The sequence below is a fragment of the Castellaniella daejeonensis genome (assembly GCF_039523555.1).
GTDB classification, from domain to species: Bacteria; Pseudomonadota; Gammaproteobacteria; order Burkholderiales; family Burkholderiaceae_B; genus Castellaniella; species Castellaniella daejeonensis.
The window spans coordinates 132,937-157,968 of sequence record NZ_BAAAFN010000006.1 but is presented as its reverse complement, the minus strand read 5'-3'; the positions used below and the strand labels follow the sequence as shown (position 1 = coordinate 157,968).

Sequence of the window (25,032 nt, the reverse complement as noted above, 5' to 3'; positions counted from 1 at the left end):
AGAGCCCTGGAGGCCGACCCGCCAAGATGCCGCGATGGGGGTCGGGTGCTTTGATCATCGCTGGCAGAGCCAGCCGCTGGTCCGCGCATGGCGGTTCGTCTGGGTGCCTGAGACTGCGGTCTTTCCCGCTGTCATCGTGAGATTACGTCGCCATCCTGGATGTTGGGCACCTGTTGTGGGCGCTCCGGGCGCTTCCGCTGGGGAAGTCCCCGCGACCGGCAGCCATAGCGCCCCACGCGAGGGGCAGGCGGCTGGTTGCGGATTTCATCGGTTTTGCTTCAACCCCGATGCGTTGCAGGTTGCTGCGCAATCGCATGCCGCGTGTCGGGCAGGGCGCAGTATTTATCGGTTGTTGCTTTTTAAAGAGCCGGTCTGCGATGAGCAGATGGGGTTATTCTCATCAAATTGATTAGTAATGTCAATAACCGTCAAAGGTGATTGTTTTTCTAAACAATTCAATGGTTTACTGGAAGAGTGTTGAGCGTAGCTGATCCCGGACACTAGAGGGATACAACCATGACGCAAATTGTTTTTTCCTGTGACCGTGCCGGGATCGTTAAAATTGCCTCACTCCCTAGAGGCGGGCAGGGCAAGTTTGTTTCAGTGAAGTTCAGGCCGTTTCATGCCTTGGCGCTGTTGATCTGACATGACGTTACATTCTGGCTGATTCAGGCTGAACTTCTGTGCAGAAAAACTGCACAAAGACACTACCTTCCGTCACATCCAAATAGCTGATTTATCTAATAGAATCCATGTTCACGATGTGGTTATGAACATATATGCCTGACTTCCAACCTGTACGTCACGCCTGTACCTTGATGGGCGGGATGACACCTCTCGCCCAGAAGCTTGGCCTGCCGGTGCAGGTCGTCAGCGGCTGGGCAGCCGGTACGCGACCGGTGCCGATCATTCGCTGCGTGGAGATCGAGGAACTGACGGGGGGAGGGGTCACCCGGAAGCAGTTGCGTCCGGATGACTGGTGGCAGATTTGGCCGGAATTGCGGGGAGAGGGTTGAAAAGTGTGTGGTGGCTGCTAGGTTTTGGTGGTTGTCACAGCTGCATGTTATGGACAGAATCGCATAGATCCCTACGATCCCTTCGGACCCACGATGACTGGGAGTGTCAGATTTTTTGTGGGCGGGGCGGTTTGACATCGTTTAATCCCTCGCCTCGGTGAACCGTTCACCGAACAGGATGGCGAACTGATTCATGGCTGCTTTCCACGTATGAACCGATCGTGACGGCTTGGCCAGCACGTTTCGCAGCGCCAGCCATAGGAGTTTGACGGCCGCCTCGTCGCTGGGGAATTGGCCCCGGTTCTTGATGATTTTACGCAGCTGCCGATTCATGTTCTCGATGGCGTTCGTGGTATAGATCACGCGCCGGATATCGGGTGGGAAGATGAAGAACGGCACCACATGTTCCCAGGCCCGCTCCCAGGCGGCCACGATCGTCGGATATTTCGTGCCCCAAGGGCCAGCCGCGAAGGCGGCCAGCGCCTCTCTGGCCTGTTGCTCATTGGCGGCGGCATAGATGGGCTTGAGGGCGGCGGCGACCAACTTACGGTCCTTCCAGCCGGCGTAATCCAGGCTGTTGCGCATCAGATGCACGATGCAGGTCTGCACCGTCGTTTTCGGGAAGACCACGTTGATGGCCTCGGGCAGGCCCTTTAAACCATCGACCACGGCAATCAGAATGTCCTGGCAGCCCCGGTTCTTGAGCTCGTTGAAGACCTTGAGCCAGAATTTCGAACCTTCGGTCTGCTCAATCCACAGCCCCAGCACGTCACGCTCCCCGTTAGCGTCGATCCCCAGGGCCAGGTAGACCGCCTTGTTGACCACCAGCCCGTCGGTGCGGATCTTCACGCGCAGGGCATCGAAGAACACGACCGGGTACATGCGCTCCAGGGGCCGATTCTGCCAGGCCACCGTCTCGGTCATGACCTCGTCAGTGACCTCGCTGATGAGCTCGGGCGAGACATCCGTGCCATAGGTCTCAGCCAGGAATGCCTGGATCTCGCGCACGCTCATGCCTCGGGCGTACAGGGCGATGATGCGTTCATCGAACCCGGCGAAATGGCGCTCATGCTTGGGGATCAAGACCGGCTCGAAGGTACCGTCCCGGTCGCGGGGCAACTGAACACGCATCGAGCCGTGTTTGGTCAACAGCGTCTTGGCGCTCACGCCGTTGCGTTCGTCGGCTTGTTGGGCCGGCTTGTCTTCGCCGGCACGGTAGCCAAGGTGGGCGTTCATCTCGCCAGCCATGGCCCGCTCGATCACCGCCTTGCCAAAGGCATCAATCAGATCCTCGACCTCCATGGCCGACATCGGACCTTCGACCAGGCCGTCCAGCAAATGCTCAGGCAGCTTCGGAAATCGGGCCGTACGGGCGGCCGCCTGGGCCGCAATAGATGGCTTCTTGTGTTTCACGGGCATATCCATGATCGTTTTCTCTCATGTTATGCCTCGCCCACAAAATTCTGGACACTCTCCGATGACTCTCACCGGCATCTTAGCCGGGGTTTTTTCAAGGTCACGCTCAAGGCCAATCGGGTTTCCAATTCGCCCCTCTGGGTCGTAGATGAAGCAGACGAGCTGCTTGCAATCCGGGTGCGTCTGATAACGGGCGATGTCAACCAGCAACTGAGCGCCAATATCTGGGACGCTGAGCCCTTGCCGCGTCTTCTTCACCTCGATGACAACCCCTTCTTCTTTCAGTAGAAAATCGGCTCTTGCCGATCCACCAGCATAGCTCGGCGTCCATTCCTCCCGACGCACGTCGTCGAAACTCAGTTTCAATAAGGAGTGAAGCAAGTCTTGGACGTCGTATTCATCTTCGATCTCCAGTGTCGTTCTGTTGGAGTAGCGGACACGGAGCTGTCGCGCGACTATGTGGAATCGCAGACACACCTGCTCCAACGTGCCAAGTGCCTTTGTCGGGCTATCGGCGTTCGAGTCCAGGTCGTATTCACGAATCTCGTCGATCATCGATGACAGAATGGACTTTGCCGTATCCAGCCCTCGTAGATACGCGTCATGGAAGTCGGAATCCGGCGTACCGGTGGTGAAGACACTCAGCGAGTAACGAATCTCGGAAAAATCTGTCAGGTGACGGCTGTCTGCTCCGAAAATCCTCTGAACTGCAACCTCTGTGTCGCGCTTCCATTTCGTGAATTCCTGCGAACGGCGAGACGAGCGCAGTTCGTCAATGGTGGCACGTTGCCGTTCCAAGATTTTGATTGCGCGAGCGGATTCCATGATTCTCGATGCCTTCATTTCGACAGCCGAGCGACTGATCACTCCGTCTCTTGAACACTGCCTCGCTGATGCGCAGCTCACTAGCGCGGATTTTGACGATATGGAGTGAAAAACGGGCTCCGCTGGATTGCAAAACCGGCGAGCAGCCCGGTCTGCTCGAATTCACCCCTTAGGGGGAAATGGATCATTGCCATAGGAATTACGCTCTCGAATTTGGCCTTGTTTGTTCTGGATAAACAATTCGCTGGCCTGATTTTGAGCGATCCCCTTTGCGGCATTGATTGCTTCTTGTTGTGTGGCGTGGTGCGATGTATCGCGACTATTGCCCTCGCCACGAACCGCCCAGCCATCTTCTCTGGGCACTACCCACTGATTTTTTCCAGTCATGATAAGACTCCAAATGTAGGCACGTGGATGCATGCATAGTGGATTTTACGCCATTTATACTATATATGGTAGTTTTGATTTTTAAATAATCTATATATGGTGTTTTTGATGAGTTGGACCGTCCTCCGTCCGGTAGGGGCGCTCGCCGCGCGGCCAGTGTCCCCAGTCCATCTCCATGGTGCGGGCAGCCATTGCCCTGAGTGCGCCGCCTAAAACGCCGACTGTATCACTGCGTTCCTTCCTGCAAGGGGTGCGCTTCGCCGGGTACTCACCCGGTCCCTTCGTTTCTCTTCGTTCTCCTGCGGGCTGCGGCCTCCGTGCCCGCCCCTTTTCGGTCGTCCCTGCGTGATCCAGCGCGGCAAGGCGACGAACTCACGGCAACGGTGGCACTCCGGGCCAGACAGTAGGACTGCGAACACCGCAAAACCTACAGAAGGCTCGGAATCTTCGGCCCCGGTAGCCGGATAACCCCGAAAGGAGAACACCATGAAAGAAATCAGCACCGCCGCGCTGGGCTACGACAACATGAACGATGTGCATACGCTGTATGTCCGCAGCCCCAGCGGGCGCTATCGGCTGGCGTCCGATGATCAGGTGCTGGCAGCGGGCCGGGTGGCGGCTGAAAGCCTGATTTCTGTGTCCAACCCGATGGCGCAGCCTGCACGGGTGGTGCAGTTTTTCCAGGCGAAGCTGGCCGGGCTGGGTCATGAGTGTGCGGCGTTCCTGTATCTGGACGCGCAGTTAAAGCCGATCCGCTACATCGAACAGGCCTTCGGGACGCTGTGCCATGCCAGCATCTACCCCCGCGAAATTGTGAAAACGGCCTTGCGTGTGAATGCCGCCGCGCTGCTGATGGCGCATAACCATCCGTCGGGACTGGCTGAACCCAGCGCGGCTGATGTGAGCATGACGCGGCAACTCAAGCAGGCGCTGGCCCTGGTGGATGTGCGCTTGCTGGATCATGTCGTGGTTGCAGCAACCCAGGCGGTTTCCCTGGCTGAACGCGGTCAGGTGTAAGGCGGTCGGCAGGGTGGGGCTGCGGCCCCGCCCTGTACCAGGGCGGGTTTGCCGCCCTGCCTCTGGGTCTGAATTAACCGGGCCAGCTTGCGCGCTAGTGCGTGTGCCGGTGGTGCGCATCTGGGACATGCGGATGCGCATGAACCATGGGTTCATGTACATGGGGATGGCTGTGTGCTCCTATCGGCATCGGGTCGTGCGTGTGATTGTGATGGCCGTCATCGTGGCGATGCGCGTGCTCATGTTCCAGCCGCTCGTGCGTATGTTCATGGTTGTGCGATTCCGCCAGGTGCAGTATCACCCCCAGCACCATCAGCAGCCCACCGATTGCCATCACCCATGTGCCACTACGGTCGCCTAGCACAATGGCAAGGGCCGCGCCGATAAAGGGTGCAAATGCAAATACCGATCCTGTGCGCGCCGCGCCGAAGGCACGTTGTGCCAGCAGGTAAAAGCGCAGGCTCAGGCCATAGCCGGTAGCACCTATGACCATCAGCCCCAGTGCTGAGCCCCATGAGGGCAGCGGATCGCCCGAGAGCGCAGCGAGAATGGCCGTGGCCAAAGCACCCAGAACGGCCTTGCCGAGCACGACTTGTCCGGGATCGCGCTCGGCCAGGGCGCGTGACAGCGTGTTGTCCGCTCCCCACGCCATTGTGGCAACAAACACTGCGAGCAGCCCCCAGAGCTGGCTGCTGCCTTGGCGACCCTGATCGAGTACCAAAGCCATGCCTCCCGCCAGCAGAAGCAACATGGCGACCCAAACACGCCGATCCATGGTTTCGCCGTAGAGCAGTCGTGCCAGCAAGGCGGTGAACAAGGCTTCGAGTGTGAGCATCAGTGAAGCACCGGTACCACTGGTGTGCTGTAGGCCCCAGACTAGCGCTACTGGTCCCAATACGGCCCCAAAGGCGGCCATCCACAGCAAACGTGATAGGTCGCCACGCTTGACCCGGGCTTCTTTGTCCACCTGCTGACGTGAGCACACCCCAATGATCGCGGCGCCCGCGTAGAGCAGTGATGCGGTCCAGAAAGTGCCGACACCTGTACCGATGAGCTGGACCAGTGGCGTACTGATGCCAAACAATGCAGCGGCCAGCAAGGCGAGCAATCCGCCGCGCAGCGCTGGCCAACGGATGGAGACGTGCGGCATAACGGGCCTAGGCTGGTTCATTTCATGTAGGCTCGGATGACTTCGATCATTTCTTCACCGCCTTGAAAACGCGCCTTGTCGTCTGAGGGGGCCAGGACGTGCTCACGCAGATGATCTTCCATCACTTCGGCTGTCAGGCCACTGACTGCGCCACGGACGGAGGCGAGCTGGCGCAGTACCTCTGCACAGGTCACTTCCAGTTCTAGCGCTCGTTCGATGCCTTCGAGCTGACCCTTGATACGGCGAACGCGTGCGATCAGTTTGGCCTTTTCACGGGAGGTATGGGACATGATGGAGTATGATTAATATAGTCTAGGGGACTATATTAAATAAAAACTTCAGATCAAGGTAAGACGTTGAAAAAAACGGGGCTGTAACTGACCTATGGTGTGCAGCTATACATTCATTGCCCTGTCTTCTGTATCTGACACAAAAGCCCCTCGGACTCGAAAGACCCTAGCCTGATCAGGGGCGCGTTGCCGGGTCCTCATCCGGTTTCTGTGGGTTGCGCCCCGATCAACACCCCATTGCCGTCAAACCTGAACGTGTCCCCGCCGCCGTGGGCGTCGGGGTCGGGCTGTCGTGCTGCGCATCAAGCCCCGTGCCGGGTCTTGACCCTGGCGGGCTTCCATCCCTCACGCCTTCGCGCCTTGCGGCGCTGCGCACTGCGTTTGCCAGGCGGCCGCTGGCCGCAGATGGAGCCGCGCCCGTGCGGGCGCGACTAGGGGCGCTCGCCGCGCAGCCGATGTGGGGCGACAGATCCGCGCCACTGCCGACATCCCCGTCTTTCGTGAGTTCCGCCGCCTGAATCGCCGACGTGTACCACTCCGCGTCCAGCCTCCGAGGGCTTTCGCGGCATAAACGGCTGCCTCCCCGCTGCGCGGGTCCCCTCCATTTATTCCACGACCCTCTCCGGCTGGCCGCTGCATGGTCCAGATCGGCACGGCGACGGAACTCACGAAAGACGGCGGCAACACCGGGAGCCAGGATCAATCCCCCCACATCGCATCAACGATCCGGCTCAAGAATCTTCGAATCCGGTCAGCAGAAAAACCAGCCCCAAAAGGCTTTTTTGAAGGATGGAAACCCATGAACAAGCTGTTTGAAGCATCAGACCTGATCCATGCCTACAGCCGCGCTCAGGCGGTCGCAGATGGTGTGCTGGTGGATGTGACCGCGACGGCCTGCGAAGCCGGGTTTACGGTGCCGGTCGCCATGACCCGCGCCGCCTGGGCCGATTGTGTGGAGTGGACCGAAGAAACCGACCGGCGCAAGGCGACGAGCCAGGACGAGGCGGGGCGCTTGTGGGATGTCGTGTGGATGGCGCACCGGGCCGCACGGCGGGCGGCCGGGGCTGGATGCTGCGCCTTTGAAGTGCTGCGGGTGCCACGCGAAGGCCGGGGCATCCGCCCGCGTAGCGCAGTGCTGACCATGCGCATCGGTGCCGGGGATGCCGGTGAGCCGGTCATCACGATCAGCCAGCCCAACGAGGACTGACAACCCCGGCCAATGCTTCGCGGCGCGGAGCATTGACAGCGGCTGTCGCTGAAATCCCAACCACGGAAAGCAAGGAGAAACACCATGGCATCAGTCAACAAAGTCATCCTCATCGGCAACCTGGGCCGCGATCCCGAAGTGCGCTACAGCCCGGACGGTGCCGCGATCTGCAATGCTTCGGTTGCCACGATGACCCAATGGAAGGACAAGGCCACGGGCGAGAAGCGCGAGGAAACAGAATGGCATCGGGTGGTGTTCTACAACCGCCTGGCCGAAATCGCGGGCGAGTATTTGAAGAAGGGCCGTTCGGTCTACATCGAGGGCCGTCTGAAAACGCGCAAATGGCAGGACAAGGAAACCGGCGCGGACCGCTACAGCACCGAAATCGTGGCCGACCAGATGCAGATGCTGGGTGGCCGTGACGGTGGCCCTGCTGCGGGCGACGGTGCAGGCGAGGACGGCCCCAAGACCGGCAAGCCCGCGCAGCCGCGCAAACGGGGTGGGCGCAGCGCCGCACCTGCTGCGCAGCCTGCGGCCAGCAATCTGGCCGATGATCCGGACATCCCGTTCTAAATCCAGCCAAATGCAAAAAGCCCCTGGGCGGCGGCAACCGATCCAGGGGCACACACCGCTACTACATTTTTGAGGGAGCACTAGCGATGAAACATGATCTTACCAAACTCGATATTTATGTGCGGGCCGTCCATGACGCGCATACGCCCATGCGTCTGCCGGCACTCAAGGGCCGCGACATCGCGGCGCTGGTCAAGCTGCTGCGCCAGCCTGCCGCGCACGAATCCAAGACGATCCATTGATGGGGGCCGACATCATGACTACGGACATGCCCACCGCAGGCCGCACGGAAATTTTGCCCAAATCCCTCATTTTGTCGGACCGCTACCAAGCCCGCAAAAAGCCGGGGCAGAAGCCCCTGGCCGAACTGGCCGCATCCATCGCCGCCCAGGGTTTACTGCAAAACCTTGTCGTCGTGAAAGGGAAAAAACGCGGTCAGTATGAAGCGGTTGCCGGGGGCCGACGCTGGGCCGCGATCCAGTTGCTGATGCAGGATGGCCGGTGGCCCGCTGATCGTCCGGTCCCGGTCCTGATCGTTCCCGGCACCCAGGGGCTGGATGCCTCCCTGGCTGAAAATATCATCCGCGAGGACATGCACCCGGTCGATGAATTCCGGGCGTTCGCCACACTGTTGGAGCAGGGCGCGACGGTGGATGATGTCGCCGCCCGCTACGGCAAAGATCCGGCCTTTGTCCGGGGGCGCATGCGGCTGGCCCATGTTGCACCCGAACTGATCCAGGCATACCAGAATGACGAAATGAGCCTAGCGGTTCTCATGGCCTTTGCGATTACCGACGACCACGACCGGCAGCGGGAGCAATGGGCGCGTATGGATGCCTGGGACCGGAAAAATGCCAACCCGTCCAGCATCCGCCATCGTTTGACGGATGAAGCCTGGACCGCTGATCATGCCCTGGCCAAGTATGTCGGTCTGGATGCCTACGAGGCAGCAGGGGGCCGGATGACGCGGGACCTGTTTGCAGCAGATGGCGATTTGCAAAGGATTTACCTGCATGACCCGGATATTTTGCAAGGCATCGCAGCCGACAAAATGCAGGCGGAGCTGGCGCGGCTGGGCGAGGGCTGGGCCTGGATTGAGGCGGTGCTGTCAGCCGGTGAAGCAGGCTGGACCGGCTATAGCAACAAATACGGCCAAGTCCACGCCGAACCCCGCGCACTGACGAAAGCCGAAGCCGCCCAGGTCAAGGCGCTGACGAAAAAAATAGACGCCATTGCGGGCCAAATGGAGGCGCTGGAAGATGCTAACGGTGCCGATGAAGAAACCTGGGATCGGCTGGCCCAGGAACTGGAACCGCTGCGAACGCAGCGCACGGCTATCACGAACGCCGCCAAGGTCTGGCCGGATGAAGCCAAGAAAATCGCCGGAGTCGGCGTCTACATCGACCGCAGCGGGGCGCTGGATGTCACTTATGGGCTGATCCGACCCGAAGATCGCCGCGCTGTGCAGGCGGCGGTCCAGGCCGCAGAGGGCGAGGGCTGCGATACCCCGGCGCTGCGCACTTCACTGCCAGCACCGACCACGCGGCCCGCGTATTCTGAACGGCTGATGCGCCAGTTGACGGCCAACAAGGTCGCCGCCGTCGCTGCCGATCTGGCCGGGAAACCTGCGATTGCGCTGGCCGTCCTGGTGGCGCAGCTTGCCCAGGATCAGTTGGGGAAAGGATACACGCGGGGGTTTGGCCTGGGCGTGTCGCTGCACACGGAACCCATCGACACCCACGCGCCGGACTACGCCGACAGCAAGGCGGCAAAAACGATGGGTGGTCTGCGGCGGCACTGGCTGGATGTGTTGCCTACAGACGAAAACGGGCATATCACCGATGTCCTGGCCTGGGCGCTGGCCCAAGACCAGCAAACACTGGTGGACCTGCTGGCGTTCATCGTGGCCGGGACGGTGCAGGGCATTGAGAGCCACGCACTCGATCATGCAACGCCGCTTGATGTCCTGGCCACGACCGCAGGTACTGACCTGGTTGAATGGTGGGAGCCTACCGGGCCAAGTTTTCTACAGCATGTCAGCAAGGGCATGATTGCCCAGGCTGTGACCGATGGTGCAGGCGCTGATGCTGCGCTGCCCCTGTCTGCGATGAAGAAGCCCGCAGCCGTTGAGGCTGCGACCCTGGCCCTGGCTGGGAAGCGTTGGATACCGGAACCTATGCGGGTCCGGTCCCCTGATCCCGCCCTGGTGGCATAAACCGCCGTTCATCGGGCCGCTTCTGCGGCTCATTGCTTTAGATTGCTGCCTGATTCACACGCTGGCTCAGTGCGTCTGCGCTTTCCTTGCGTTCGCTATAGCGATCCACCAGATACGCCGCGCTGTCGCGTGTCAGCAGCGTGAATTTCATCAGCTCTTCCATGACGTCCACGATGCGGTCATAGTAGGCGGACGGTTTCATGCGGCCTGCCTCATCGAACTCCAGCCACGCCTTGGCCACCGAGGACTGATTCGGGATCGTCAGCATCCGCATCCAGCGGCCCAGCACCCGCATCTGGTTGACGGCATTGAATGATTGTGAACCTCCCGAGACCTGCATGACGGCCAGTGTTTTGCCTTGCGTGGGGCGTACCGCACCGACGGATAGCGGAATCCAGTCGATCTGGGTTTTCATCAGCCCGGTCATGGCACCATGCCGCTCAGGCGAACACCACACCATGCCTTCTGCCCATTGCGTGAGTGCATGCAGCTCCTGCACTTTAGGATGATCCGCCGGGGCGTCATCCACCAGGGGCAATCCCGACGGATTGAACATCCGGGTTTCGCCACCGAGCGCACGCAGGATGCGCGCGGCTTCTTCGGCGGCCAGGCGGCTGTACGAGCGTTCGCGCAAGGAGCCGTACAGCAGCAGAAAGCGCGGGGCATGGGTCGCCCGTGCCGGATTGAATAACTGCTGGGCGTCGGGCTGCTGGAACAGCGCGGTGTCGAGGTGGGGCAAATCCATCTGCAGCGGTTCAGACACGGCGGCCCTCCGCATCAATCACAGGTTCGCCATCTTCCTTGTTGAACGCACCTCGCTGCGGCTGGGGCAGGATGTCCAGGACCTCTTCTGATGGCCGACAGAGGCGCGTACCCAGTGGCGTCACGACGATGGGCCGGTTCATCAGGACAGGGTGTTGTTCGATGAAGTCGAGCAACTGCGCATCCGTCCATTTCGGATTGCCCAGATCAAGTTCGGCGTAGGGGGTGCCTTTTTCACGCAGCACGTCGCGTACGCTCAGGCCCGCATCGGCCAGCAGCTGGACCAGCGTGGCGCGGTCGGGTGGCGTTTTCAGGTATTCGATGATGGTGGGTTCTTCGCCGCTGTTGCGGATCAAGGCCAGCGTATTGCGGGACGTGCCGCACGCCGGGTTGTGATAGAGGGTGATGGTGCTCATAGGTGGGGTTTTAGCGTCAATGTGTAGCGGGGCGGCATTCGTACCAGCCGCGTGATTGGTTGACCACGCGTACGACCAGCAGCATTACGGGCACCTCGATCAGCACACCGACGACGGTGGCCAATGCTGCGCCGGACTGGAATCCGAACAGGCTGATGGCGGCGGCGACCGCCAGTTCGAAAAAGTTGCTCGCGCCGATCAGGGCCGAAGGGCAGGCGATGTTGTGTTTTTCGCCCATCTTGCGATTGAGCCAGTAGGCCAGCCCCGAGTTGAAGAACACCTGGATCAGGATCGGCACGGCCAGCATCGCGATCACCAGCGGCTGTTGCAGGATGGCCTGGCCCTGAAAAGCGAACAGCAGCACCAGGGTGAGCAGCAAGGCCGCGATGGACAGCGGGCCGATCCGCGCCAGGGCGGCATCGAAGGCCGCCTGGCCACGCCGCAACAAGGTGCGCCGCCATACCTGTGCGATGAGGACGGGGATGACGATGTAGAGTGCTACGGACACCAGCAGCGTATCCCACGGCACCGTGATGGCCGATAAGCCAAGCAGCAGGCCGACGATGGGTGCAAAGGCAAACACCATGATGGTGTCGTTCAAGGCGACCTGGGACAGGGTGAATACGGGGTCACCACCCGTCAACCGGCTCCAGACGAACACCATGGCTGTGCAGGGGGCTGCAGCCAGCAGGATCAGTCCGGCGACGTAGCTGTCGAGCTGATCGGCCGGCAGCGCATCGGCGAAGACATGGCGGATGAAGATCCAGGCCAGCAGGGCCATCGAGAACGGTTTGACCGCCCAATTCACGAACAAGGTGACGCCGATCCCGCGCCAGTGTTGTTTGACCTGGCCTAGTGCGCCGAAGTCCACCTTGAGCAGCATGGGGATGATCATGATCCAGATCAGCAGCCCGACGGGCAGGTTGACCTGAGCTATTTCCAGGCGGCCGATGGCCTGGAAGACCGTGGGGGCGAATTGGCCGAGCGCAATCCCGGCGACGATGCACAGCAGCACCCACACCGTCAGGTAGCGTTCGAAGACACTCATGGTCGAGGCAGCCGGCATAGTGTGGGCTGATTCGGTTGCTGTAGTCATGGGCGTCTCACTGCTTGCCGATGTCACGCAGTTTGTGTTGCAAGGACATGGCATCCAGGCGTTCGAAAGGTAGCGACACGAACAGTTCAATGCGGCGGCGCAGGATCAATGCGGTGTCTTTGAAGGCTTTGACTTTTTGTTCTTCGGAGCCTTCAACCGCTGCTGGGTCGGGAACCCCCCAATGCGCTGAAACCGGCTTGCCGGGCCAAAGAGGGCAGACTTCGCCGGCTGCGTTATCGCAGACCGTGAAGATGAAATCGAACAGCGGTGCACCGGGTGCCACAAACTCATCCCAGCTTTTGCTACGGTAATCAGCCGCAGGAATATTCAGCCGTTTCAGCGTGTCGAGTGCCAACGGGTGCACCTCACCTTTAGGATGGCTGCCCGCCGAGTATGCGCGAAAGCGGCCTTGGCCCAATTCGTTGAGGATGCCTTCAGCCAGGATGGAGCGGGCGGAGTTACCTGTGCAGATGAACAGTGCGTTGTAGGGGGTGTTGGTGGTCATGGTTTCAGCAGTCACAGTGGGTGGATTCGGAGATTTCGCACACGCCGCCTTGGCAGCAGTGTTCAGTCAGATAGCCCAGCAGCCCGTTGATCTGGGCAAAGTCGGCGCGATAGATGAGGTTGCGGCCTTGTTGCTCGATGGTGACCAGGCCCGCATGGGCGAGTTCTTTCAGATGGAAAGACAAGGTGTTGCGGGCCACGGCCAGTTGGTCCGCCAGGGCGCTGGGGGTCCGTCCTTCGGAGCCGGCGATGACCAGGGCGCGAAACACACGCAGCCGCTGTGCATGGGCCAGCGCGCTCAGGGCGGAAACAGTTTGAGTCTCGTTCATGAATCAATAATACAACAATAATGGAATAATTGAATTATTTTCTGTTGATTGATTCCGCTCGATCTACGCTTGCTAGAAGCGTAGTGCATTGTGTTGCTGGTCAAGTTCTATTGATGGTCTATGCCATGCTGGTCTTGCGCCGTATCGTCCACTTCCCAGGCTGCGCCTGGGTCCCTGCCGTGTGACGCTGCCTGCCCGGTTTCCGGTCAGGCTGGGCCGTTTGTCCCCAAATTCGCTGGCGCTCATTTGTGGCCTTAAACGTCCCACACATGACGCACCCCTGGCAGGGTGCCGGAAAGCCTTGCCCACCAAGGGTTTGCGGGGATTGGGCTGAATCCGGGATTGTGGAACACATAGGGCACCGGGATCACCTAAAGCATTGGTCTATCGGCGGAACTGGCGGCCACAGCCGTGGCCTAAAGCGCCGTAGACGGATGTGCTACCTGGGTAAATGCCGGGCTAGAGACACCCTTGGGACATGATGGAGACAAGGCGGCGACATTGCTGCGACACGCGCAGGGCATGAGCAATACTGCCTGGGGACTTCAGCGCGACAGTCTGGGGACGGATGGCAGACAGGCTGGCGTCATTCGATTTCGAGGGCTGGGGCCGGCTGCGCATCAAGGGCGGTTTGCGGATCATGTGGCTGCGTGACGGGGTGTGGAATCTGCGATTGCACCAGGTCATGCGCCAGCCCTTTGTACCCCTGCCGATCCACCCGTTCTGGCAGTTTTTCCGCATCGTCGGTGAAGACGGTGACGGCATGCCGTTCCCGCGAAATGCTGACGTAATAGGTGTCCTGGGCCGTGGTGCGGCTGAAACTTTCCGCGTTGTACAGCACCCGGTCGCAGGTCAGCCCCTGGGCGCTGTGCGTAGAGAGGAATACTCATTCTGCCCAATTGACGCTGTAGCAGACAAATGGCGGCAGGATCGATTACGGCACAGCGAACGTTAGGCTGCCTTCGAGCCTGTTTTCCTCGTTGAGCATTACGGCGCACTCAATTGCGACCAGGAGAAATCACTATGAATGAACGGGCGACCTTGTATCATCCAGAGCTTGAGAAGTTGGCTAAAGCTGTTTCTAGCCAGGTGCGGTGGGTGTCAGTAAGCCTCTTTCAGATTCACTTGCGCATCGGATATGGTAAGGCTTTAGCAATTATGCAGTCTTTAGAGGACCAAGGTTTGGTTGGTCCAATAGACGCACAAGGACAGCATCAAGTTCTGATGAGCGATGCCAGGGAGAATCCAGAGTTTTTCTGAATGGTTGAATCGGAGTCGCGCACATTATTGATCAGATGGTATGAATTTCGGCTACGTCTGTAGCCAACATGGCCGTAGCAATTTTGCGGGAGGTGGGAAAATTAGTTTGGGAGACAGGCTAGAAACAGAAGGGCGGCGCTTTGGGGGCGGCGTTGTGACAGATGCGGTGCATGTCCCAGACACTGCGGATACGTTTTGAAGACGCGATGGCTACGGCCATTAGACAGCCTGCATACAGGTCGGCGGTCAAAGAGGACCATGGTTTGAAGGTGTCCAGATTTCCTTGCTGGAAAAGTTTGATCCGGTCCTGCTGCGACTTAGAAGAAGAATTAATAGATTGCTGGGTAAATGAAACATATTGTAAAATTCAATACGTTAGGTCGATCCTAGGCCTGTAAGCTTGCACGCCGCTATGGTGTCAAATTTTATCTACTATTCCCTGGAGGGCCAGGATATTGTGAGCCCGCTAATTTGCATGGACGTTGCCAAATTTGATGAATCGTGCGAAGTCTGTGACTCAGGGGATCGTAGCCAATTCTCGACCAAGGAGGTATGAAGAGATGAAGGTTCAAGAAGCGTTTGATGAGGTTCGGAAGCTGGCTGCCGCTATGCCAGACATGTTCAGCCAGGTCCATATTGAACTTGCCTTTGACAAAGGTGGGCGGCGTGCTATTGGCGATCGGACTGATTCCGAAGATCCCGGCTTTTTGATAAGGGGCGATGGGATTGGGTCCCAAAGTGGTCTGTATTTTTTCACTTGTTCCCAAGGTCAGATTATTTATATCGGAAAAGCTACGAAGAACAATCTCCATGAACGGGTATGGGATCATGTAAAGACACCGGAGCATGACACGGGCGGGGTCTGGGTTTTTCCAAAACACTGTTTTCGAGCTGAACCTGAAGCAGCAGAATACGAAGCTGAAGTCTTGAACGGTAAGGCGGGACTTGGTGTAATTACCTTCTCTGACCCTGAAGTGGTATCGCTGGCGGAAGTGTATTTGCATACCGTTCACCTGAAGCGGCATAAAAAATTGCCGTTGTTCAACAAGCAGATCGGATAGAGCCATTAGGTCATGATTCAATTTCTAGCTCAGGCACCCTTTGAGAGAGGTTGAAATCGTGATCGCTTCGGCTTGAATTCAGGTCTTTGTTTGTTATTAATTTCAGATCATGTGCCAGTCCTTTATACCCCTGCCGGTCCACCCGTTCTGGCAGTTTTTCCGCATCGTCGGTGAACACCGTGACGGCATGCCGTTCCCGAGAAATACTGACGTAATAGGTGTCCTGGGCCGTGGTGCGGCTGAAACTTTCCGCGTTGTACAGCACCCGGTCGCAGGTCAGCCCCTGGGCGCTATGCGCGGTGCTGGTATAGGCATAGTCCAGGTGCAGCGGCTGGTCGGCGGGCAGGGTGATGTGCCGGTTGCCTGCCGCGATGGTGATGCGGTCGGCCAGGACCTCGACTACCTTGGCCAGTTGACCGTTGACCAGATCATGGCGGGCATCATTGCGCGTGATGCGGACCTGATCCCCTACGGATAGCTCCGATTCGTTCAGGTGGTAGACCGACAGGCGGCTCATCGTCCTGGGGATGATGTCGATGGGGGGCTGGTCGGCTGCGTCCGGGTGCAGGGCGGCCACCGTGATGCGGTCATGCTGGGGCATGCCGATGACGCGATAGCGTTCACCGCGTTTCAGGCCGCATTGGTAGTCCCGTTCGGGCACCACGATATCGCCCACGGTGTAGTAACGGGCCACGCTGCGCTGAGCGCGAGTGGTGTCGTGGCGGGCCAGCAGCTGGTAACGCTGGCCTTTACCCTCCAGGCCGCGCAGCGCATGGATGTGGGCATTGATGGCCTGGCGAGAGGCATTGGTGCCGGTGACGACCAGGGTACTGGCCTGTTCGCGCTCAGGGAGCGAGACATAGGCCTGGGCAATGGCCTCATAGCGGCCAGAGCTGTCGCGGGTCTTGTGGCCGTGTTCATCCACGCCGAACTGATCGGGGATGGTCAGCACCTGATCCAGCAGCGGCAGGGACTGGCTGGCCTGGCCGGTGGCGGCCAGTTGCACGGCCTGGCGCAGCCGTTCGGACCGCTGGCGCTGGATGTCGCCCATGAGGACGGTTTTCATGCCCTGTTCCTGCATCATGGCAAAGGCGCGGCCCGCCTCGATGGCCTTGGTCTGTGCCGTGTCGCCCAGCAGCACCACCTTGGCCCCGGTCGGCTGGATCAGCGCCAGCAGTTTGTCCATCTGGCGTACGGGCACCACCCCGGCCTCATCAATGACCACCACGGTGTGCGGCCCCAGGCGGTCCGTGAAGCTGCGTTTGTCACGGGCGGCCAGCACCGAGGCGATGGTATTGGCCTGGACGCCATCGTTGCGCAGGTTGCGCACCATGTTGCCGTAGGGGGCCAGCGCCACCAAGGTCCGGTTGTGCTGTTGCAGCACCGTCTGGGCGTTTTGCAGCGCGAAGGATTTACCCGTACCGGCCAGCCCCTGGATGCCGCTGATCTGGTCGGCGTCCGTGGTAATCAGCATGACCGCCTCCCGTTGCCCGGCGGTCAGACGGGTATCCAGCCCGGTTTCGATGGCCTGGGCGGGCAGGGCGGCCCGCCAGGTGCCGCGCCCGGTCTGTTCCGCCGCCAGGATGCGGGATTCGGCTTCATGCGCCTGACGGGTAGCGTAGCGCGGGCTTTCCATCAGCAGCCGTCCCTGGGCAATGGCCTGGTCTACGAGCTGCAAGGCAGACTCATGGGACGATCCGCCCAGGCGCACGACCTCGGCGGCCCAGCCCTCACGGGTCATGGGTGCCGCCTGGGTGTCCTGGGTGCTGCGGTAGTGAGGCGCTTCGCGGATCAGGGGGCCTGCCTGGACCTGTGCCTGGATGGCGGCCACATCGGCATGGCCCCCGGCGTGGCGCACCGCCTGTTGCAGCAGATCGGCCAGGGGCATGACCGATTCGCGTTCGGCCAGATGCGAAATGGCCCAGGTCAACGATGCCTGGGCCACCAGTGGGGAGGATTGTTCCGCTTCGTGCTGCGGCTGGGCCTGTGGCCCCGCCTGCCCAAACTGAATGCCGATGGCGACAGCGGCCTCCTTCCAGGTCTGATGCAATGCGGTGCGGCTCATGTCCTGGGCCTTGGCTTGCCGGTGGGCCAGGTTGATACCCTGGCGCAGTGCATGGGGGGCCTGGTCGCGGCGGGTGCCGCGTGCAGACAGTTCAGCCGTGATGCCGGTGCTGCGTTTGCTGAAAAACTCGATCTGCTGACGGCTGATGTGCGCCAGTTCGATATGGTTTTTCTCATGGCGCACGGCGTAACCCAGCGCCCGGACATTGCGTTCCAGCGTGGCCTGGTAGATGGAATCCGTGACGCGCAGGAGTTGGAAAATCTGTTCATTGGACAGCGCGACCCATTGACCATCGGCCCGCTGCGTCAGGTTCATCAGCAGGGCGTGGACATGCAAATGGGGATCGGGGGCCGCGCCTTCCGTGGGCCGTGCGGTTTCATGGCGGAATTTGGCGATGATCAGATTGCCGGTGTGTTCCACACGGGATTTGCCGCCTTCCTTGCGTCGGCCCATGGCCAGGTGCTTTTCCACATAGGCCAGCGCCGTGGCGACGGCATCGTCATTGGCCTGGATCAGGCGGTCGTCACCGCCGATCAGCGCCTGCAAGGTGATGCTTTTGGGCGCACCAAAGGTCAAATCCAGCGCGGCGCGGGCCTTGGCGTCCTTGCGCACCGACTGGACCGCCGTGATGCCATGCCCAAAATCGCCCTGGAGCATGGCTTTGAAGCGGGCCGGATCAATTGCCCCGACCGCGCCCAGGCGGCGGGCACCTTCGCCCTGCCAGGTCGCGGCGCTGCCGTCGCGGCTGTAGTAGTCATCGGCCTGGTCGGCGTAGTAGTGGGTAGCGAGGGCCGCACGGACCCGATAGATCTGGCTGTGCGAGATCATGGAGACTCCGGGGTGGGGGTGGTTAGAGATCAGCCAGTGGATGAGAGGCGCGTCAATGCCGACTGTGGAGAGAAGAGTGGAGGAGGGAGCTACTTATTTTTTAACCGCCTCATGTATGACAAATCGAAGTAGAAATCTGAGCTTCCGGTCGTGATATGTCTGCTACTCCAAAGTGCATTCTTGAAACTGAGGCTATCGGTAACGTCATCCAAGAGAATCAGAAACTGCGGAACGCTAATAAACCAGCAATGGATGAAAGGCTGGTTGATCTTGGATTCTCCAGGGTGGAGCTGTACTAATTGAGTGTGGATGTCAGTCAGAGCGTCATTAATTTTTTCAAATTTGTTTTTGAGCCTTTCATCATCCACCATGAATTTTGCGCCGATGGTGCTTTCAAGGAATTGCTTCAGAATAATCCGGTCTTGAAATCCCCCATAATCCAATAGGGATATGGCCACTCGCTCAATCCCTCGGTTGGAAAGCTCTATAAATGTCGTCGTTCCCTTGTCATCAAGATTAAGATGGCCATCACGTCGAAACCGCACTTCGTGCCATCCGGCTTGAGCTTGTGCAGCTAGAAGACTTCCAGCAAGATCCAACATGAGGGCAGTATCAGAACCCGCTTTCGCTTTTCGAGTGAGAGGTTTCTTCTTAACTTCAGCAAATATCACGGTCTCGGGGGTTTCGATTACTAGATCGCATTCACCGTGTTCGCCACCTGATTCATAGTTACCTCCACTAACGGCTACGCCACGATATGCCAGTTCCGATTTGAGAAATCTCTCAACAGCTAAGCCGATTTTGTCATCAAGGTTTTTGATCTCAGGCCTCAATGCTGACAGCACTGCCTCTATGCAAGCTGGAGCACAAACAGAGCAGTCTATTAGAATAAATTTTCTGCCAGATGAACGAATTAGAGGGCGTAGAAAAAAGTCGTGCCCCGCTTTTGGGTGTTCGGTGGTTGCGACATCCGTAGGATTGGAGAAATTTCTATTGGGGCCGCTAGTAGAATGGCTCAGTATATCGTCTAGAATTTTCGTAACGATCTCGTGAGGTACTGTTGGGCAAGCGCGTCTGATATCGGATTCTTGTATAAAAACTGGACCCCTTGTATTGCACGAGGAATCCATGAAATAGGCAATGATTTCTAATACTTGCCCAATCGACCACCCTGCTTTTGTTGGGGCCTCGAAATCCAACCAATCCAGCATTCCACGAGCGAGCTTAACTACGTCCTGCGGTCTCATCTGTGGGATGCAAAATAGGGTATCGTAGACGGCTATCTCTTGCAGAAATGGGACTAGTTCTGCAGCATCCATTGATCCGAAAAATGTTGGTGTATAAGGTTGTACGTCAATAACCGCAGCAAAAGATTGCGCTAAGCTACAAAGCCTTTGCCATTGGGCACTGGTGTTGATGTAGGGTTTTCTACCCTGTGCATGCTTGACCGCTAACTGGATCAAATATCCCCAAGGTACTTGTGGTGCTGCATCGTGAGTGATTGATACGCGACGAATGATGTGATAGCGTTGCTGTGAAAAATCAAAATGTGACGAAATTTCATTGAAAATCCGCCGCGCTACATTTATTCCTCCCATCTCGGAAATTATGTCTTCGATAGTGGTAACTAATGCCCTCTCGGCAGTTTCCTCAAGATTTAACTTCCCGGGTTCTAAATGAATCGAAAACCCATTGTCGCGTAAGATCTTCGCTGCTTTGGCAACATTAAATTCCCGAGAATATAATTTTTCCGGATTCCGATCACCCCAGTTGTTGAGATGGGTATGATCATAAGCTGCTCGGATCGCTAGGTACCAGTCACCCTTAATCGTCGATCCAGAGTTCTCTCCAGTACGTATGGCATCTGCAAGGTGGTCAATAATATCTAGGTAAGGATTTAGCTTTGCTCCTAGAAGCACATGCTCTCTAATGAGGTCTGTGCGTAGCAGTTTGCATGTCTTCCAGACAGCAGTATGGCCAGCAGTAAAGGAATCCCGAATTCGGGTGTACAACGCGTCGGACACTGCTCTACTAGAGAATGAAGATCCCGGAGGAAGGTCAACATACTCGTACAATTGGTGAGGATTATTGGCGCAGGAAGTAATTCCAGGATTTGATGAGTCAACAATTTGTCGAAAGGCTTGAAGATTCATTGCTCTCTGCTCTCAAACACCCAATAAATGATGTCAGAATCAGGTCCAAGTTTAATGGCTGTTTGATTGTTGGTGTCTAGGTAATGTTTATAGGTGTAAAACGAAATCTTAAAGGTGCTCTATTTATAAGATATATTTTTAAATTGAAGGTGTTGATTTTAATCAGCTGTTTTCGGCTTGTGGTGGCTAGTAAATACATAGTCAAAAATAGGTATTGCAAGGCGTTATCGCCTGACTTAAGCCGTGTTGCAATGTAGCGTCGGATTGAATGAGTGGGTAGGCTGCGGCTGTACGCTCACATCAGCTTTCTAAGTCGCACATCCAACGCTCTTGCGGAATCGCGCAGTGCCCCTAGCAACTGCCAGAGGATTGATTCGGTTATGTCAAGAGGATCTCCGACAGAGAATCCCGGAATAATCGGTTCGAGAGCCGTATGTGCTCTGGGGTCAATAATTGAGGAGGAGTGGACGATGCAGTTTCTAGCCTCGCAAGCGATGATGGACAGACTCTGCATGGACTCTGAGAGTTCGGGCGCAGTTGCATCATGTTCAATCAATAGTTTTTCAATGGATTTATATCGCTTGTCATAACTGCGTCTAAGGTGGTCATCAACAATCTCTTGGATTGACTTTTCCTTGAGCCAGTCTTGCAGGTTGGTAATTGGTATATCCTGAGGCTTAAACGATATGTGATACGTTTTCTCGGGCTTCCAGTTCTTAATGAGAAATGTAGTCAGTGCGCCTTTTATGTAGTCTTCAAACGCGGTTACCGAAAGAACCAACATAGAGTGTCGCGCAATTCTTTCCGTTTGTGGTTGTTCTGAAAGGAATTGACTTGAAGAAATATTAAGTCTCTCTCCTGAATTTCCCGGAATGAGTTCTGGGACTGTGGGGACCGTATGAATTTTCGAAGCTGTGTAGTCAAGTGCACACCTGAATGTCCAGTAGAACTGGTTTAGATCGGTATTCGTCTTTTCAAATATTTTGTATGCATCGGTCTGGGGTGGAAGGTTTGGTTTTAATTTTACTCTCATAATGATCTCTCTTTGCGGTCTGCCTGAAAATAGACGGCATAATACGAGATGGTGCTGTTTTCCTAAGCGTTAAAAAATAAATCTACTGCTGTGTGAGGGTTTTCTGTTGGGGCTAAAATTTTATGGGCGGGGGTGGCCTGATTTTGGTTGGTGACGGTTTTAAACTTCTAAAAATGATGTTGCTTTCTCCATAAACCGCCGATACGGCATTTTCACCCGAGCCACAGGCAAATCCCCCGCCATCGCCACATACCCCTCCAGCACCGGCAGCGCCTGAATCTGCGCCGCCGTCACCACATCCTCCGTGGTGCGGTCCATATTATCCGAGGTGTTGCGGTGATCGACACTGCGGCTAACACTGAATTTTGGGCGCTCGACCTCATGTTTTCCCAGGCTTTCGCTCATGTCGCGGGCCGTCTGGGGATCGGTGCGCGATCCGCCCAGGACCGCCAGGTTGCGGAAGCTGGCCCGAAGGGTGGTGGCCATGGTGCGTCCGTAGATGTGTTCCAGCTGCGATGTGCTTTGCAGACCGGCGACGATGCGCAGGCCATTCTTGCGGCCCTTGGTCAGTCCGGCCTCCAGCGACGGCAGGCCTTCGAGACTGGCCAGCTCGTCAATGAACAACCACCAGCGCCTGCCGGTGTGTTCAGGCATGGACAGGATGGATGTGATGAACACATCGACCCAGGCCGACACCAGCGGCTTCATGGCGTGCATCATGTCTTCGCGCCAGTTGATATACAGGTTGCCTGCCTGCGGATCATCCAGCCAGCTGCGGATGGAGAACGGGCCGGGCTTCATACTGGTGTGTTCCGACAGTTTGTTGGACAGCACGAATCGGGCCGAGGACAGCGCCTTGCTGGCCTCACTGGAACCGACAAACAGGGACTCTGCCAGCGTGCCTTCCAGGAATTGTTTGAGGGTCTTGGGATCTTCGATGGTGCAGAGGCGAAACAGATCCATGATCTGGGCTTTCTTGCCCTGTAGCTGATAGAGTTTTTTCGCCGTTTCGCGCAGCAGCAGACGGCCAAAATCGTTCCATTCTTCTGCATTTTTGTCCTGGCTCATGGGGACCAGGGAACGCGCCAGATGCTTCCAGTCGTAGTCGGCCCGCACTTCGTTGAACAGCGACCAGCCTTCGCTGCGGGCGTCATACGGGTTCAGGATCACATCGCCCGGTTGCCAGAACTTGCTCAGTATGTCGCCATTCGGATCAATGACGATCATGCGGTCATTGCGTGGTGGTTTGCGGACTGACAAGGAGCCGGGTTGACTGTTTTTTGACCGGGCTTGCACGGAGGCCGCCATATTGCGCAGCAGCACGGATTTGCCCGACCCCGTGGCCCCGCTGACCAGCAGATGCAGGTTTTCATTGGCGGTCGGCAGCGGGATGCCCGCCACGTCGATCTGTTGCTGGCCGGATTCCGTGCAGAGCTTGGCCAGGTGTTTGGCCGTGGTCATGCGGGTGCCCCGGACGAAGCGTTTGTAGGCCGCGCCTTCAAACCCTTGGGTTTTTGCGGTGCGGCCCACGAACAGGATCAGTGCCAGGGCGGTGAGCAGGCCGATGCCCAGCGCCCCGTAGAGCAGCGGATAGCCTGGCGTCAGTTTCACGAAATACCAGGCTGTGCGGCTATTCCAGTCCTGCCAGGCCATGCCGCTGCCGTAGGTGGCGGCGGTCATCCAGGCACCGACCGGAAAGAGGCCCAGGGAAAAGGCGGCAATGCGTCGCCGCGTGATGGGGGAGAGCAGGGTAGACATGGGGGTTGTGCCTTCAAGAAACGAGCCATTGGCCCAAAGCCAGCCCAGCCAGCATCCCGCCCAGGATGCCGGATGCGCCGCCGATGACCATGGCGATGACCGTCATGCGCCGTGCTGACTGCCGGGCGATCTGGGCGCATTGCGCGGATTCTTCGGCCAGGTGCGTCAGCCGGACGCCTGTGGCGTCCAGCATGGCCTGCATGGCGTGTTGTGATTGTTCATGGATGGGCGTGGCGACTTCGCGCAAGGTGGCCGCCAGATGGCGGTCCAGTTGCCGGGGGAGCAGTTGCAGGGCTTCGGTCAGCGCCTGGATGTGCGGTAGGGCCTGGTCCTGGCGTTGGCCGATGGCCTCCAGCCGGTCCACCAGGCTGGCGACCTCGCCCAGCACCTCGCGGTACAGCAAGTCCAGTTTGGTTCGGGCCTGGCCCCCAGCCGGGTTGGGGGATGTGTCCATGGCGTTCACGCAAAGAGGGCGGCAAAGGCCGCATGCATCTGCCGATCCACGGGCCGGGCCAAGGCCCGCAAGGCATGCATGTTGCTCAGGTGCGAGATACGGTCATGGTCACTGCGATCCGTTTGCTGCAACAGCGCCCGGTAGTCGGTCTGGTCGGCCAGCACATCGGCAATGGTCGTGCGCAGATCGGCCAGGAGTTCAAACACTTCGTTCTCGAAAATGGCCGCTTTGGGGTTGGCCTGGGCTTCGCCGGTTTTGGCGGCATAGGCCAGCAGCGACGGAAATTCTTCCTCGACGCTGGTTTCCACGCGATTGAACAGCAGCCGCACCCGCTCCGGGGCGACCCCCAGCCCGGCCAGCGCGGCCACCGTCTTGATGGTTTCACGCTGGGCCTTGCCGGTGTTGATGACCGGCAGGACGAAGTAGCTGATTTCTTCGTGGGCACCCTCGTAGCGCATCATGTGCGCCAGGAAATCTTCGATGTTGCTGGCCCCGACATCCACGATGGCATCGTCACGGGTGAGCAGTTCGCGGAACAGCCGCCCGAAGTGTTCACCGCGCAACTGATCGACCGACAGGCCCAGATCCGCGCCGGTTTCGTTGGTGGACTCGACGGCAAAAATCTGTGCGCCGTTCATGCGCGGGGCTAGCAGGTGAGAGGCAACGACGGTTTTGCCGACCGAGCCGGTGTAGTTGAGGACTGCGACTTTCATGGGTTCATTCCTTGTCTTGGGGAGTGGGGTTGGTGGCTTTTTGGCGTTGCTCCAGGCCTTCGCGCCGCAGGGCCTCCAGGTCTACCCGCATGTGGCGGATTTGCCGGAGGTCGCTGGGCGTTTCAATGCCGTGGGGCCGCCCTTGGATGGCATCCATGGGCGGTGGAGTGGGTGTGGTGCGCGGTGTGTCAGGCGCGGTGCGGTGCGCCGTGGGTGTGGGGGTTGCCACAGGGTCGGCTGGGGCCGTTTGAGGACGGTTGGCCTTGCGCCAGCGGCGTAGTGTCGTGATGTAGGTGCTGGACCGCACGGCCAGTCCGGCCTGGGCCAAGTCCTCCATGATGGCGGCATGGGGGACGCCTGCGGCCAACTGCGTTTCAATCATCGGGAACAATGCCCGCAGCTTGGCGGCAATGCGCAAGCGCGGGTCCAGGCTGTCCAGCACGGCCCGGTAATGGGCCACGGGATCGGGTTTGGTGGGGTGTTCGGTCATCGGGGCTTGCCTTG

Annotated in this window: 27 protein-coding genes; 9 read left to right on the top strand and 18 right to left on the bottom strand. The window is 58.4% G+C overall.

Annotated elements, in window-relative coordinates:
• Positions 1–516: 516 nt before the first annotated feature.
• Positions 517–645: a hypothetical protein gene (locus tag ABD022_RS02660; RefSeq protein WP_343819932.1), complete on the top strand. Its 129-nt coding sequence runs from the start codon at positions 517–519 to the stop codon at positions 643–645.
• 134 nt (positions 646–779) lie between these two features.
• The gene (locus tag ABD022_RS02655; RefSeq protein WP_343819930.1) at positions 780–1,016 is read left to right on the top strand and encodes a transcriptional regulator; all 237 of its coding nucleotides are present in this window, start codon (positions 780–782) and stop codon (positions 1,014–1,016) included.
• 141 nt (positions 1,017–1,157) lie between these two features.
• Here the strand turns inward: ABD022_RS02655 and ABD022_RS02650 are convergent, their stop codons facing one another.
• The 3 genes from ABD022_RS02650 to ABD022_RS02640 all read right to left on the bottom strand — a co-directional run bounded on the left by ABD022_RS02650 (position 1,158) and on the right by ABD022_RS02640 (position 3,644).
• Positions 1,158–2,435, bottom strand: a complete 1,278-nt coding sequence (locus ABD022_RS02650) for an IS256 family transposase (protein WP_275162860.1) — start codon at positions 2,433–2,435, stop codon at positions 1,158–1,160.
• Positions 2,436–2,453: 18 nt separating this feature from the next.
• Entirely contained in the window at positions 2,454–3,257 is an 804-nt protein-coding gene (locus tag ABD022_RS02645) for a PD-(D/E)XK nuclease domain-containing protein (RefSeq protein ID WP_343819928.1), read from the bottom strand.
• 162 nt (positions 3,258–3,419) lie between these two features.
• Positions 3,420–3,644 (bottom strand): DUF2188 domain-containing protein, encoded by a 225-nt coding sequence (locus ABD022_RS02640; RefSeq protein WP_343819926.1) that lies wholly within the window; start codon positions 3,642–3,644, stop codon positions 3,420–3,422.
• Between the two features lie 486 nt (positions 3,645–4,130).
• On the opposite strand from ABD022_RS02640, the gene ABD022_RS02635 reads away from it, so the two are divergent.
• On the top strand, positions 4,131–4,661 hold the full coding sequence (locus tag ABD022_RS02635; RefSeq protein ID WP_343819925.1) for a JAB domain-containing protein: 531 nt from the start codon (positions 4,131–4,133) through the stop codon (positions 4,659–4,661).
• 94 nt (positions 4,662–4,755) lie between these two features.
• On the opposite strand, the gene ABD022_RS02630 is transcribed toward ABD022_RS02635, so the two are convergent.
• On the bottom strand, positions 4,756–5,811 hold the full coding sequence (locus tag ABD022_RS02630) for a DMT family transporter (protein ID WP_343819923.1): 1,056 nt from the start codon (positions 5,809–5,811) through the stop codon (positions 4,756–4,758).
• Between the two features lie 17 nt (positions 5,812–5,828).
• A complete protein-coding gene (locus ABD022_RS02625) occupies positions 5,829–6,101 on the bottom strand; it encodes a metal/formaldehyde-sensitive transcriptional repressor (RefSeq protein ID WP_343819921.1) in 273 nt (90 codons plus the stop codon).
• 637 nt (positions 6,102–6,738) lie between these two features.
• Between ABD022_RS02625 and ABD022_RS02620 the strand changes: the two genes are divergently transcribed.
• From ABD022_RS02620 to ABD022_RS02605, 4 genes are all read left to right on the top strand, one after another.
• The gene (locus ABD022_RS02620) at positions 6,739–7,308 is read left to right on the top strand and encodes a DUF6573 family protein (protein WP_343819919.1); all 570 of its coding nucleotides are present in this window, start codon (positions 6,739–6,741) and stop codon (positions 7,306–7,308) included.
• An 84-nt stretch (positions 7,309–7,392) separates the two neighbouring features.
• Complete coding sequence (gene ssb / locus ABD022_RS02615) at positions 7,393–7,881, top strand: single-stranded DNA-binding protein (RefSeq protein WP_343819918.1); 489 nt, start codon at positions 7,393–7,395, stop codon at positions 7,879–7,881.
• Positions 7,882–7,967: 86 nt separating this feature from the next.
• A complete protein-coding gene (locus ABD022_RS02610; RefSeq protein WP_343819916.1) occupies positions 7,968–8,123 on the top strand; it encodes a hypothetical protein in 156 nt (51 codons plus the stop codon).
• Between the two features lie 14 nt (positions 8,124–8,137).
• Entirely contained in the window at positions 8,138–10,096 is a 1,959-nt protein-coding gene (locus ABD022_RS02605) for a ParB/RepB/Spo0J family partition protein (RefSeq protein ID WP_343819915.1), read from the top strand.
• A gap of 37 nt (positions 10,097–10,133) precedes the next feature.
• Here ABD022_RS02605 and arsH read toward each other — a convergent pair whose 3' ends face one another.
• The 6 genes from arsH to ABD022_RS02575 form a co-directional block, all read right to left on the bottom strand.
• On the bottom strand, positions 10,134–10,859 hold the full coding sequence (gene arsH, locus ABD022_RS02600; RefSeq protein ID WP_343819913.1) for an arsenical resistance protein ArsH: 726 nt from the start codon (positions 10,857–10,859) through the stop codon (positions 10,134–10,136).
• Positions 10,852–11,274 (bottom strand): arsenate reductase (glutaredoxin), encoded by a 423-nt coding sequence (arsC, locus tag ABD022_RS02595; protein WP_343819912.1) that lies wholly within the window; start codon positions 11,272–11,274, stop codon positions 10,852–10,854. The genes arsH and arsC overlap by 8 nt, the downstream gene beginning before the upstream one ends.
• Positions 11,275–11,290: 16 nt before the next feature.
• Positions 11,291–12,370: an ACR3 family arsenite efflux transporter gene (arsB, locus tag ABD022_RS02590; protein ID WP_343819911.1), complete on the bottom strand. Its 1,080-nt coding sequence runs from the start codon at positions 12,368–12,370 to the stop codon at positions 11,291–11,293.
• Positions 12,371–12,377: 7 nt separating this feature from the next.
• Entirely contained in the window at positions 12,378–12,875 is a 498-nt protein-coding gene (locus tag ABD022_RS02585) for an arsenate reductase ArsC (RefSeq protein WP_343819909.1), read from the bottom strand.
• 4 nt (positions 12,876–12,879) lie between these two features.
• Positions 12,880–13,203: an ArsR/SmtB family transcription factor gene (locus tag ABD022_RS02580; protein WP_343819907.1), complete on the bottom strand. Its 324-nt coding sequence runs from the start codon at positions 13,201–13,203 to the stop codon at positions 12,880–12,882.
• A 586-nt stretch (positions 13,204–13,789) separates the two neighbouring features.
• Positions 13,790–14,044: a hypothetical protein gene (locus ABD022_RS02575; protein WP_343819905.1), complete on the bottom strand. Its 255-nt coding sequence runs from the start codon at positions 14,042–14,044 to the stop codon at positions 13,790–13,792.
• A 182-nt stretch (positions 14,045–14,226) separates the two neighbouring features.
• Between ABD022_RS02575 and ABD022_RS02570 the strand changes: the two genes are divergently transcribed.
• Together ABD022_RS02570 and ABD022_RS02565 are read left to right on the top strand one after the other, a co-directional pair.
• Entirely contained in the window at positions 14,227–14,463 is a 237-nt protein-coding gene (locus tag ABD022_RS02570) for a DNA translocase FtsK (protein ID WP_343819903.1), read from the top strand.
• Between the two features lie 560 nt (positions 14,464–15,023).
• Positions 15,024–15,524 (top strand): GIY-YIG nuclease family protein, encoded by a 501-nt coding sequence (locus tag ABD022_RS02565; protein ID WP_343819902.1) that lies wholly within the window; start codon positions 15,024–15,026, stop codon positions 15,522–15,524.
• Positions 15,525–15,534: 10 nt separating this feature from the next.
• Here the strand turns inward: ABD022_RS02565 and mobF are convergent, their stop codons facing one another.
• The 7 genes from mobF to ABD022_RS02530 all read right to left on the bottom strand — a co-directional run bounded on the left by mobF (position 15,535) and on the right by ABD022_RS02530 (position 25,018).
• Positions 15,535–18,417 carry a MobF family relaxase gene (mobF, locus tag ABD022_RS02560; protein WP_343819900.1) on the bottom strand — a complete coding sequence of 961 codons (2,883 nt, stop codon included), beginning with the start codon at positions 18,415–18,417 and terminating at the stop codon, positions 15,535–15,537.
• Positions 18,418–18,506: 89 nt separating this feature from the next.
• Positions 18,507–20,570: a hypothetical protein gene (locus ABD022_RS02555; RefSeq protein ID WP_343819898.1), complete on the bottom strand. Its 2,064-nt coding sequence runs from the start codon at positions 20,568–20,570 to the stop codon at positions 18,507–18,509.
• A 295-nt stretch (positions 20,571–20,865) separates the two neighbouring features.
• Positions 20,866–21,603: a hypothetical protein gene (locus ABD022_RS02550; protein WP_343819897.1), complete on the bottom strand. Its 738-nt coding sequence runs from the start codon at positions 21,601–21,603 to the stop codon at positions 20,866–20,868.
• Positions 21,604–21,762: 159 nt separating this feature from the next.
• Positions 21,763–23,361, bottom strand: a complete 1,599-nt coding sequence (locus ABD022_RS02545) for a type IV secretion system DNA-binding domain-containing protein (protein WP_343819896.1) — start codon at positions 23,359–23,361, stop codon at positions 21,763–21,765.
• A 13-nt stretch (positions 23,362–23,374) separates the two neighbouring features.
• Positions 23,375–23,815 (bottom strand): hypothetical protein, encoded by a 441-nt coding sequence (locus ABD022_RS02540; RefSeq protein WP_343819894.1) that lies wholly within the window; start codon positions 23,813–23,815, stop codon positions 23,375–23,377.
• A 5-nt stretch (positions 23,816–23,820) separates the two neighbouring features.
• Positions 23,821–24,528, bottom strand: coding sequence for a StbB family protein (gene stbB, locus ABD022_RS02535; RefSeq protein ID WP_343819892.1), 708 nt, complete (start codon positions 24,526–24,528; stop codon positions 23,821–23,823).
• 4 nt (positions 24,529–24,532) lie between these two features.
• On the bottom strand, positions 24,533–25,018 hold the full coding sequence (locus ABD022_RS02530) for a hypothetical protein (RefSeq protein ID WP_343819890.1): 486 nt from the start codon (positions 25,016–25,018) through the stop codon (positions 24,533–24,535).
• Positions 25,019–25,032: the final 14 nt, after the last annotated feature.

Excerpts from the sequence above, each read along its gene's own strand:
- ABD022_RS02625 (WP_343819921.1), bottom strand. The coding sequence starts at position 6,101 with ATGTCCCATACCTCCCGTGAAAAGGCCAAACTGATCGCACGCGTTCGC.
- ABD022_RS02545 (WP_343819896.1), bottom strand. The coding sequence starts at position 23,361 with ATGTCTACCCTGCTCTCCCCCATCACGCGGCGACGCATTGCCGCCTTT.
- ABD022_RS02610 (WP_343819916.1), top strand. The coding sequence starts at position 7,968 with ATGAAACATGATCTTACCAAACTCGATATTTATGTGCGGGCCGTCCAT.
- ABD022_RS02550 (WP_343819897.1), bottom strand. The coding sequence starts at position 21,603 with ATGAGAGTAAAATTAAAACCAAACCTTCCACCCCAGACCGATGCATAC.
- stbB (WP_343819892.1), bottom strand. The coding sequence starts at position 24,528 with ATGAAAGTCGCAGTCCTCAACTACACCGGCTCGGTCGGCAAAACCGTC.
- ABD022_RS02650 (WP_275162860.1), bottom strand. The coding sequence starts at position 2,435 with ATGCCCGTGAAACACAAGAAGCCATCTATTGCGGCCCAGGCGGCCGCC.
- ABD022_RS02570 (WP_343819903.1), top strand. The coding sequence starts at position 14,227 with ATGAATGAACGGGCGACCTTGTATCATCCAGAGCTTGAGAAGTTGGCT.
- ABD022_RS02540 (WP_343819894.1), bottom strand. The coding sequence starts at position 23,815 with ATGGACACATCCCCCAACCCGGCTGGGGGCCAGGCCCGAACCAAACTG.
- ABD022_RS02555 (WP_343819898.1), bottom strand. The coding sequence starts at position 20,570 with ATGAATCTTCAAGCCTTTCGACAAATTGTTGACTCATCAAATCCTGGA.
- ABD022_RS02645 (WP_343819928.1), bottom strand. The coding sequence starts at position 3,257 with ATGGAATCCGCTCGCGCAATCAAAATCTTGGAACGGCAACGTGCCACC.
- ABD022_RS02530 (WP_343819890.1), bottom strand. The coding sequence starts at position 25,018 with ATGACCGAACACCCCACCAAACCCGATCCCGTGGCCCATTACCGGGCC.
- ABD022_RS02655 (WP_343819930.1), top strand. The coding sequence starts at position 780 with ATGCCTGACTTCCAACCTGTACGTCACGCCTGTACCTTGATGGGCGGG.
- ssb (WP_343819918.1), top strand. The coding sequence starts at position 7,393 with ATGGCATCAGTCAACAAAGTCATCCTCATCGGCAACCTGGGCCGCGAT.
- ABD022_RS02620 (WP_343819919.1), top strand. The coding sequence starts at position 6,739 with ATGGTCCAGATCGGCACGGCGACGGAACTCACGAAAGACGGCGGCAAC.
- ABD022_RS02635 (WP_343819925.1), top strand. The coding sequence starts at position 4,131 with ATGAAAGAAATCAGCACCGCCGCGCTGGGCTACGACAACATGAACGAT.
- arsB (WP_343819911.1), bottom strand. The coding sequence starts at position 12,370 with ATGACTACAGCAACCGAATCAGCCCACACTATGCCGGCTGCCTCGACC.
- ABD022_RS02660 (WP_343819932.1), top strand. The coding sequence starts at position 517 with ATGACGCAAATTGTTTTTTCCTGTGACCGTGCCGGGATCGTTAAAATT.
- ABD022_RS02630 (WP_343819923.1), bottom strand. The coding sequence starts at position 5,811 with ATGCCGCACGTCTCCATCCGTTGGCCAGCGCTGCGCGGCGGATTGCTC.
- ABD022_RS02580 (WP_343819907.1), bottom strand. The coding sequence starts at position 13,203 with ATGAACGAGACTCAAACTGTTTCCGCCCTGAGCGCGCTGGCCCATGCA.
- ABD022_RS02585 (WP_343819909.1), bottom strand. The coding sequence starts at position 12,875 with ATGACCACCAACACCCCCTACAACGCACTGTTCATCTGCACAGGTAAC.
- ABD022_RS02565 (WP_343819902.1), top strand. The coding sequence starts at position 15,024 with ATGAAGGTTCAAGAAGCGTTTGATGAGGTTCGGAAGCTGGCTGCCGCT.
- arsC (WP_343819912.1), bottom strand. The coding sequence starts at position 11,274 with ATGAGCACCATCACCCTCTATCACAACCCGGCGTGCGGCACGTCCCGC.
- mobF (WP_343819900.1), bottom strand. The coding sequence starts at position 18,417 with ATGATCTCGCACAGCCAGATCTATCGGGTCCGTGCGGCCCTCGCTACC.
- ABD022_RS02640 (WP_343819926.1), bottom strand. The coding sequence starts at position 3,644 with ATGACTGGAAAAAATCAGTGGGTAGTGCCCAGAGAAGATGGCTGGGCG.
- ABD022_RS02605 (WP_343819915.1), top strand. The coding sequence starts at position 8,138 with ATGACTACGGACATGCCCACCGCAGGCCGCACGGAAATTTTGCCCAAA.